Origin of the sequence: Psychrobacter sp. AOP7-A1-24, from assembly GCF_052376235.1 — a bacterium.
Lineage (GTDB): Bacteria > Pseudomonadota > Gammaproteobacteria > Pseudomonadales > Moraxellaceae > Psychrobacter.
The window spans coordinates 1-9,554 of sequence record NZ_JBQSVM010000060.1 but is presented as its reverse complement, the minus strand read 5'-3'; the positions used below and the strand labels follow the sequence as shown (position 1 = coordinate 9,554).

Here is a 9,554-nt window from a genome sequence, read left to right as displayed (position 1 = left end):
CGAGGCAGTTTATCACTTAACATATATGCACAGACAGTAGCAAAAAATACCAGTAAATTTTCATATCCTAATTTGGTCGCTATCATATGCTATCGCAAGTGCTGCATGATTCTATGTAGACATTGATATCTATGCAAATTCGTCAGAACACTATCAGCTCGATACTTATGGAGATATATCACAGAGCAAAAAAAACTTTGCAATATATAGTAGAAAATATCAATCTGAGCTTTACCCTTTTGCTAATACGATACTTTCACTTCATCTTTTACTCCTGAACCATCTCTATACTAACCCCGCTCGCCTACAAACTCTAGCTAATTCCTGAGACACCCTAAATAGAATTTTCATCAGTTTTGTCTATAAAATCTTAAAAACATAGCAAGGCGTCATTAGCTGTCGCTTAGTTTGAGTTCTTGCCCTAAAACCTTATAAATTGGCTTTCAATTGTTTGCTAATACTCGTAAATTATTAGTGGAGGTCAATACACAGGATATAACGACCAAGTCATCAACTCGATATCTTAGTGGGAAAGATATGAAATCACTATCGATCGCTAAACTACAAACACTCAATGTGCTTGTATATCCAAAGATCATTAGTCTGTTTGATATTTATACCTGCCATATCAGACCGCTTCTGAATAGCCAGGCTATCGAACTTGAGCAAAGTAATGCTTGCTCAAAACTTACCTGTTTTATAAAAGAGGAGGAAAAGTGGTTTTTGCTCAACAACTTTGAGCTATTTCATATAGTAAAAAGCCCTTATATTGATTTTGATGTATTAAAAAAAGAAGTAGCCGTGAAATATATATCAAAGAATCAGTTTAATTTTGACATCAGTTTTTACGAGCTTATTGATCTCATCGAAAAATACAATAAAAAAATAGATATCAAGCTCATTTACACACAGCTAAACGAGATTTTGGATCAAGAGATAAACCAAAAATTATTTGGCAAAAATATTTTTGCTATTACTACATTTTGTCAGCTTATAAAGATAAATGAACAAACTTATTACAAGCGACCTTCTGAGGGTGTTTTATGACTGAGAATGCTGAGAATGCTGAGAATGCTGAGAATGCTGAGAATGCTGAGAATGCTGAGAATGCTGAGAATGCTGAGAATCATCATGAAGAGCGTGGGCTTAATCTGCAAGCATTAACAGAAAACATTGAAAAAATTGATAATGACCAGAATTTTATATATCTAGAAGCAGTATCGATTGCCATATCTGAGATCACTCTAGCAGTACACAATAGCTATAGACAGCCAGATGATAATCCTCAAAATCTACTAAGATTAATATTACAGGTATTACAAAGAAGGCCAGTCCCTCGGCTTTCTATGACTATTAGTAAATCAGAATTAGCAAAAAAACCACTCATCATGCAATTGCTCATTCTTATGCAACATTCTATCAATGAACATCAGCATGACTACCTACAGAAACGGTTAATTTGGCTAGCCATAGCAATGCACACCAGTGTGATGCTGACGCAGCACTGGCCAAAACAGCAAACCAAAAATATACTAATGCAATTCAAACAGGCGCAGTTTTCAGGATCTTCTAGACGAACATGGATTTGGCGTGAACTACCTGATTTACCTCAAATGACCATGAGTGTGGAAAGCATACTCACCATTTTCACTGTTCTATTAGAGCAGCAAAAAAGTGCATATGAGTTGTTAAATGATCAGCAAGCTACTCATGCCGAAGAAAAGAAAGTGGCAAAAGATAAACTGAGCCAAATAGAAAAAATAACGACTGCCTATCAAAATGCGCATACGTTACGCAAGCCTAGACCCAAGTATAAGAAGCCGCCTAAACATATCAAAATTATAGCCATCAACTTAGCAGATAACACATCGAGATTGCCCTTAGACTCTACTGCAACGAGTCACAACTGGAATACCACGCCTAGCAATGATGCATGGGATCACACACGTGATGATATAGAGCACAGCGCTATCGCCATAGATCTTGCATTTTTAGAAGCTAATACTGAAAGCCATGAAGGGTTAACCACCAGCTTTGAAGAGCGTATTGACCACCATGAGGCACCCTATGTCAGCTATGGCGAATATCCAAACCCGTTGATCAAAAACTCTATACCGCTCCAAACTATAGATTTATCGCTACAGCAAAACTATATGTCTCAGCGCAATCTCGCGCTTAACTCTAACACGCGCTTACTCTCTCTTGCCGGCTACCAAGCGTTATTTGCTGCGCTCAACCAAGACGCCAGCACCTTACCAGAAACAGAGACTGATAAAACCTGTACGGGTATTTTACTGTTATCTATAATTACTGGACTGCCAGTTAAATCCTTACTAATACCCGGCTATATCGGTCATCCTGATATTTTCAAAATTAAAGGTAAAAAGTATTACATTGAACACAGCTTAGGTATTACCGAAAAGTCCACAAGCCAAACATTGCTCGAAAATGATTATGAAAATACTTTTGATACCATCAAAGTTCCACTGCCGTTGTGGCTGATAGATGATTTACTTGCTTGTGAGTTGCCATTAAAAGAAGATTTTACGGCTTATCTTGCCACCTTACGTAGCAGCCTTGGATTGCCTTACCTGTCCGTCAATCGTATAGAGACCGCACTACATGTCGTGCTCTCTCGTTATACACCTGATTGTCATGCGCATATCGCCGATATCATCTGTCGCACGCCTGCGTCCCATGCTCCTGCGATGTACTATAGTAGCCACACTAGCGAAGCACTTATGGCTCACTATAAATCAGCACTGGGTATGTTTAATAGCAACAGTAATTTTGACTTAACTCATATCACCGCTTGGCGCAAATATACAGTGGGGTCAGGGTTTGCGTTGAAGATTGAAACAGTTTGCGACATCATAAATGAGATGAAGTACTGGACCGATCAAAGTTCAAACGATGAGGAGCACTTTAACAGAACCAGTATTTTTGTATGGTTTGTCTTTTGCCTTTTAACCGGCGTGCGACCAAACAACGGTCTTGGCAAGATGTACGATATCGATCTTGATATGGGTTGGCTGCTCATCAATGACAAGCCTGTTAAGAAGGTCAAAAGTGATCGTCTCATTCCGCTATGCCCCACACTTATACGCCATCTAACAGACTATAGAGCGTATTTGATTAATTATCAGGCAAAGCACCAAGATTATCATGACATCAGCGCTATCATTGACAATATCCGTTTGGGTAATGATGAAGCACTATTAAAGCTGTTGTATGAGCGAGCTCCTACTGCTAACTCCCCTACTCTTAAAGACATTAAGCGTGGCGATGCTTATCATATGACGAAGCACATCATTGACGCCAATCCCTACTGGACACGCCACTTTGTTCGTACGCAGCTTGAAAAGCTTGGCGTTTCCTTATCGCTGATTAACACGGTTATTGGTCATGAAAAAGCTCGTCAAGAAGTATTGGGGCGCTTCTCATCAAGTAGTAAAGCAGATATTAAGGGTGTAGCGTCCGTGTTTGAACAGATCGCAGCACAGCTTGGGTTATCAGATATCACAATCAACCATTACCCTAATTCAAATCATGTGGGCACAAGCACTACAGAGGTTGACCATGCTAATAAATGAAATACAGCGGCCAAAAATTATTGATGACTTAGCAAAGTTTGATGGTAGGAAAAAGCGCTACGTGCCTTACCCATCTATACTCAAAGACAGTGACACGGCAAGGACACGTGAGATACAGCTACTCGCCGACTTACAAACCGAATGGGAGTCGTTGAAAAGGATTCATCCTGGAAGTATCGGATTCATAAAGTCTTTCAATAAATACTACCAACAAGCGCTTTGGCCCAATGAACGCATCTTTTCATTTTCGCCAAGCTCTAGCGATTATTTTGATTTGTCATGGCTATCTTGGAGTCAATCTTTAAGCCAGTTTCAGATAGAGCTTTATAGACAATTGGAACCATTGTCTCGAGAGGGTTTTGATGAGTTTCAGTCAATCATTGAAAACAAAATTGCAAAAGCTTACGAGTCATCTAGAACACTCAAACATGTCTGGCAAGTCGTCGTTAAGTTTGTTGACTATCAAAACAAGTACCATATGCTTGCTGAGCATCACTACCCTAAGATAATCGCGCCACAGCCTACTAAAATCAATCCACTAATTACAAATACAGCTTGGTTAAAAGACGGTAAGGCGCTGGTCAAAATTATTCGCGCAGTAGAGCATAATTGGGAGCAAACAGCCGATTATAGCCAAGATCAGATTATAGGCTGGCTGATATTCTCAGGAATTGTATATGGTGGCATCAACGAGGTACAAATGCTTCAAGGGTGGCTTATCTCATTGCTCACCAAAGAATATCAGCCATTCATCAAAGAAAGGATAATGGTCTCACCGCGCTTTGTACAAAAGCACTTTGGTAACGAGCGAGAAGAAGAAAGTGACCAGCTTTATAACACCAAGCAAATCGTTGTAGATATGGTCAGTCAGTGTTGGCTGATGCGTTACCATAAAAGCAGCAGTCCAGCAGAGACCACACATATCATTGCCAAGCTGTCAGAAGATAAGATAAAACAATATTTGACCGTGGCTTTATCTAACGTGATCAAGCCTTTGGGTATTAAGCCACTTCCCTTTTCAAGATTTTTATATTACGCCAGTTATTACTGGGAGGAGCTAGAAGGTGCTGATATAGATCATGCTTCAGTTGGCGTACTGCGAGGTATGCATAATACTGCAGGACTGAGTACGCAGGACTTTGGTCGGTTTTTGAACCAAAAATATCAGTATAAAGAGGATCCGTATGATCTAAAACATATTTTGACGCTGTCTATCAGCAAAAACTCTGTTAATCAAAACGAGACATCTAGTAGTAGTTCTACCAAAAAGATAGAGGTTAGAAAGTCTGATTTAACTATGAATCTGACTAAAGACTTCAAAATGGATAAAAAACAGAAGAAGAAAAAACTCAGTCAAACGACGTATACCCTTATCGAAAGAGTACAAAAACGCTATGAGCAATACGATGACTTAAGTGAAAAGATTTTATTAGATTGGGTACTCAGTTTGCTAAGCCAAAAAGCACCACCAAACAATGTAACTATTTTGAAATATATCAGAACCATAGGCTATGAATGGTTGTATTTCACAACAGCGCAACCGCTTGATATTTGGTTAGAGGAAGAATTTGAGGAACTTTACGAAGAAATTTTAGAATACAAAGCTGTCGTACGTAACAATACTGACATTGGATACTCTGCCAACTTATTAAAAAGTATGCACAACTTTGCTAAGGAGAAATACAACCTACCCTCCGTGAACTTCCAACACACCAAAAATGGTCGGCGTGTACGTGCGGAGCTGATATCACCGCAAGCGTACCAAGCCATTATTACGCAGATACTGGGTTCTGTAGATATATTGGAGCGGGAGATGTTCGCGCTTTTATTTATCTTAGTCTATCGTACTGGCATGCGCAAAAAAGAGCTGTTGGGACTTAAGTATAATGACATCGAAGGCTTAAAAACAGCTGTACCATCAGTGGTAATAAGGCCCAATAGCTACCGTCCAACCAAGACTCAAAGTAGTATTCGCCGCGTTCCTTTATTTGCTCTCCTCAAACCTAATGAGCTGAATTTTTTTATTAACTTTGTGCAGAGTAATATTGGCGACAGTTCAAACAAATTTATTTTTACCTTATCATCGGATCAGCGCCCTATTGATGACCATGTTCCGTTGCAGTTACTCAAACGAGTCTTAAAAGACATATCGGTAGATGATAATGTAGCAGAGCATACCTTTCATGGGTTTAGGCATACGGCAGTGAGCAACCTATCTTTAGCGCTAGTAGGCCATTCAGATCTCGTAGAAGCACTCACCGATTATGACGAAAGCGACGTACTTCGCATCAAACAAGGCATACTCGGAGAGCATATCGATGCACAGGATCGCTGGTATGCTCTCTCAGGTATTATGGGACACTTATCGCCTGAGCGGAGCTTTGAGTATTACAACCATTTTGCCACGCTGATGGCGACCTATGCGCTTAGTAAAGCAGATATAACATTGCCAGAACGGACGCTGTATAACATAACAGGTTTTACGAATAAAAAGTTTAAGGAAAATAATGCGACTGTTCGTAATAGTAGCGTCAGCATACCTAGTATACGTACGCTGTTATTTAAAAATATCATAGAAGGCAAACGCAAGTCACCGAAATTTACGATCGAAAACCGTGATGATCAACTTCTCTTGAATACCAATACGCCAGTCACTGATGAATTGTTTGGTCGTTATGGTCTAAACCGTGTACAGCTGCTACTACAGACCTATGATAAAGAGATTCCTTTAAGTAAAGCAGCCCAGTTAGCAAATATCTCTATTCACGATGCAAAGGTTCTAATAGAACGTGCGAGCGAGGTTGCCAGCATCACTACCAAACACGGTAAACCTCGTTTCGTAAAGCTCATAGACTCAGAAACTACTGTCTTAAGTCCACTGAACATTCAATACCAAAGTGACTTAAGATTGCTATCGCTTTTGCTAAGTAATGCCTACCGTCTACGAGAAAAGTCAGGAACTGACTGGACTTGGTTTATTGAGACATGTCGTCAAAAACTGTCTGTTAGCAGAGCACACCTACCATTTAGAAAAGAAGATGAGAAAGAGTTGCAGCGGTTCATTGGTATCGCTGAGAAATTACTGCCTTTGAAACGTTGGCTGGTGAGTAGCAACGAAGATTTGTTGATGGAAACTATGTCATCTACTGACTATCAAGACATTAAGCAGCAATCTAATGAGTCGAAAAATGCTCTCCATATCGGTATTGCTAGTCAGGACCATAGAGAACAAACGAACAAATGGCAATACTCACCCCTACTACGGTTTTTTGTGCATATGATGCTGATTACAGATGAGAAACTATCTATTACGAATTAAGTTTCTTGTCTCAAAACCTTTTACCATAACCACTGTTCTATGCAAACAGCTGAGTTTTTTACTGCTTATTTTAAACGATAAAAGCTAATGATTTGACACCATTGAAGAAGCATACTCAGTGCACTATATAGGCATCAATCTAGCATATGTATGAAGCATCTTGCCATTGTTAGACTTTCAAAGATTATTGGATCTCAAATAACCTCAGCTTAGTTCAGCATACTCATCAAATAAATACCTTCTATGATATTAGTCTGCCCAGTGGTGATATGACTGTAATGGCCAACTTATGCAGTCTTTCATCTATTAAACAATAGTCGATGTCTTATGAGGGTTTTAACAAGTTATACTGTCGCTTAATGTAAACAAACAGTCTCTTTATAATTGGAAGAGTTGATATTATTATAGGCTTCAAATCTAATATAAATTTTTCTTCTAAACCCAAATAGAAATTAAGTGTTGAGAGTAATAAATGCAAAAAAAGACTTCTGTAAATATTATAGATGTTGCTAGGGTTGCAAATGTATCTGTTGCAACTGTATCTAGAAGCTTTAACAACCCAGAGGTTGTTAAACCAAAAGTTAGAGAGAAGATTTTGCAGATCGCCGCTGATCTGGGATATACAGCAAACTCTGCAGCTAAAGCCTTAAGATCAAAAAAGACAAAAGTAATTGGTGCTATAGTTCCTACACTGGATCACTCTATATATGCCACTATGATTCATGCTTTTCAGAACACGCTCTCAGAACAAGGTTACGTTGTATATGTTGTATCTTGTGGTTTTGATTCTAGTGACATTTTCGACAAAGTCACATTATTATTAGAGCGCAGTGCGGAAGCCTTACTAATCGTAGGTGAAATCTTAGATGAAAACCTTGAAAAACATTTACTAAAAATGAATATTCCAACGGTATGCACCTATTCTTATAAATATGATTCAGTATTTCCTTTTATAGGCTTTGATAACTACGCATCGATTACCACAGTTACAGATCATTTATATGCATTAGGACACCGTAATATAACAATGATTTGTGGCCCCCTAAAGGGTAATGATCGACAGATAACCCGTGTAGAAGCCTTCGAAAATTATATGGCAAATAAACAGGCTCAATACTCTGTTATTGAGTGCAAGGGTGATTACAATATCGCATTCGGTAGTGATACTATTAAAAGTATTGTGCAGGAATCACCTAATGTTACCGCAGTAATATGTAACAGTGATGTTATCGCCTTCGGTGTATTAGCTGGCGCTAAAGAAATAGGTATAAGTATTCCTGATCAGATCAGTGTTACTGGATGTGATAACCTAGAGTTTGCAGAGTATTTGACGCCACCATTAACAACTTTGAGAATTCCTGCTGAACAAATGGGAGTTTTAAGTGCAAAAACTATTCTAGAAAACTTAAACAACAAAAAACCGCTTCAGTCATTTTTACTTGAAACTGATCTAATTACTCGAGCTTCGACTTCAGCTAAACCTCAATAAATAGCTTATGTAATAGATAATATTAGCAAAACTGGGAGTTGACATACTGATTAGATAGGCGCCTTCGCTCAATAATTTTAAGTTGAAATTTTTTAATTTTTCTCTCTTAGAAATGTGACTACCTTAGTTCCACCCCATGCAACAAGAAAAATGCCAAGTGCAATTAAGGACGCGCCTAGAATGAGACCATCCGGTGGAGTCTCACCTTGTAAAACAATAGCTACCGGAACACCAACAACCGCTCCAACTGATCCCAGTAAACTTAGTAGAACTGGACCACCCGTTTTCTGAAGCAAGAAAAGTAGTAAAAACTGGCCTGCGAAGATACAAGATTGCAAGATTATTAACCCAAGTGGTAGGAAGTTTCCTAGTGGTACATTAAGCGAAAAGCTTGGTAGAAGGCTCATTGCACCAAGTAATATTACAGCTGCGACTAGCATGCCAGGAGCAAGCACGTTGTGAGACGCTCCTTTCGGCCAACGCAATGTACGATAGATATTACCAAAGGCAAGAAAAACAGGACCACAGAGTGCTATCAAAATCCAGAACATACTAGCATCTGGCGTAGAGAACTTTCGTACAGCGAGTACACTTGCACCGGTAAGTGCGGAAGCAACACCAAAAGCACGGATGATTTGGAATCGCTCTACTCTCAATACCAAAACACCAAGGTATGTCAGGAGTGGTGACAAGGTGATAATTAGTGCTACGAAACCTGCACCAACATGAGGGGCAGTAGAGAAGATAATCAAATTAGAGCCTGCGACGCTAAAAATCGCGGCGACGAAATAGTACTCAAAACTACGTACATTAAGAGGCGGGAGCTCATTCCGCCGTAATGCAATAGCAAACAAAATAATTGTAGCTCCAGTGATTGACCAAAATAGAAAGGCAAGCGGAGTGAGACTTATTTCGCCTGCATATTTTGCAAGATTGGTAGATATACCAAATAAAGCACCTCCAATTAGGAGACAGACCAGCGGAACTAACCATGAATTTTTGCATCGAGAAAATTCTTGCTCAGTGAAGTCGTTCATTGAATATCCAGTGACTAGAGTAACAGCATCGTAAGCTTTGTTGGCAAGCCAACTTCGGCTATACTGACATCGAGCAGTTCATCTGAGAAAAACAGGTCATGAGCCCTGCCACTTAT

The 9,554-nt window shown here is 39.3% G+C and carries 5 protein-coding genes; 4 read left to right on the top strand and 1 reads right to left on the bottom strand.

What is annotated here, in order from left to right:
• Positions 1-537: 537 nt before the first annotated feature.
• The 4 genes from ACT3QQ_RS12965 (at position 538) to ACT3QQ_RS12950 (ending at position 8,401) form a co-directional block, all read left to right on the top strand.
• A complete protein-coding gene (locus ACT3QQ_RS12965) occupies positions 538-1,047 on the top strand; it encodes a hypothetical protein (RefSeq protein WP_444528310.1) in 510 nt (169 codons plus the stop codon).
• Positions 1,044-3,593 carry a hypothetical protein gene (locus tag ACT3QQ_RS12960; RefSeq protein WP_444528309.1) on the top strand — a complete coding sequence of 850 codons (2,550 nt, stop codon included), beginning with the start codon at positions 1,044-1,046 and terminating at the stop codon, positions 3,591-3,593. The genes ACT3QQ_RS12965 and ACT3QQ_RS12960 overlap by 4 nt, the downstream gene beginning before the upstream one ends.
• Entirely contained in the window at positions 3,484-6,912 is a 3,429-nt protein-coding gene (locus ACT3QQ_RS12955; RefSeq protein WP_444528308.1) for a tyrosine-type recombinase/integrase, read from the top strand. The genes ACT3QQ_RS12960 and ACT3QQ_RS12955 overlap by 110 nt, the downstream gene beginning before the upstream one ends.
• 472 nt (positions 6,913-7,384) lie before the next feature.
• Positions 7,385-8,401, top strand: a complete 1,017-nt coding sequence (locus tag ACT3QQ_RS12950; protein ID WP_444528307.1) for a LacI family DNA-binding transcriptional regulator — start codon at positions 7,385-7,387, stop codon at positions 8,399-8,401.
• Positions 8,402-8,493: 92 nt separating this feature from the next.
• Here ACT3QQ_RS12950 and ACT3QQ_RS12945 read toward each other — a convergent pair whose 3' ends face one another.
• Positions 8,494-9,438: a DMT family transporter gene (locus ACT3QQ_RS12945; RefSeq protein WP_444528306.1), complete on the bottom strand. Its 945-nt coding sequence runs from the start codon at positions 9,436-9,438 to the stop codon at positions 8,494-8,496.
• Between the last annotated feature and the right edge of the window lie 116 nt (positions 9,439-9,554).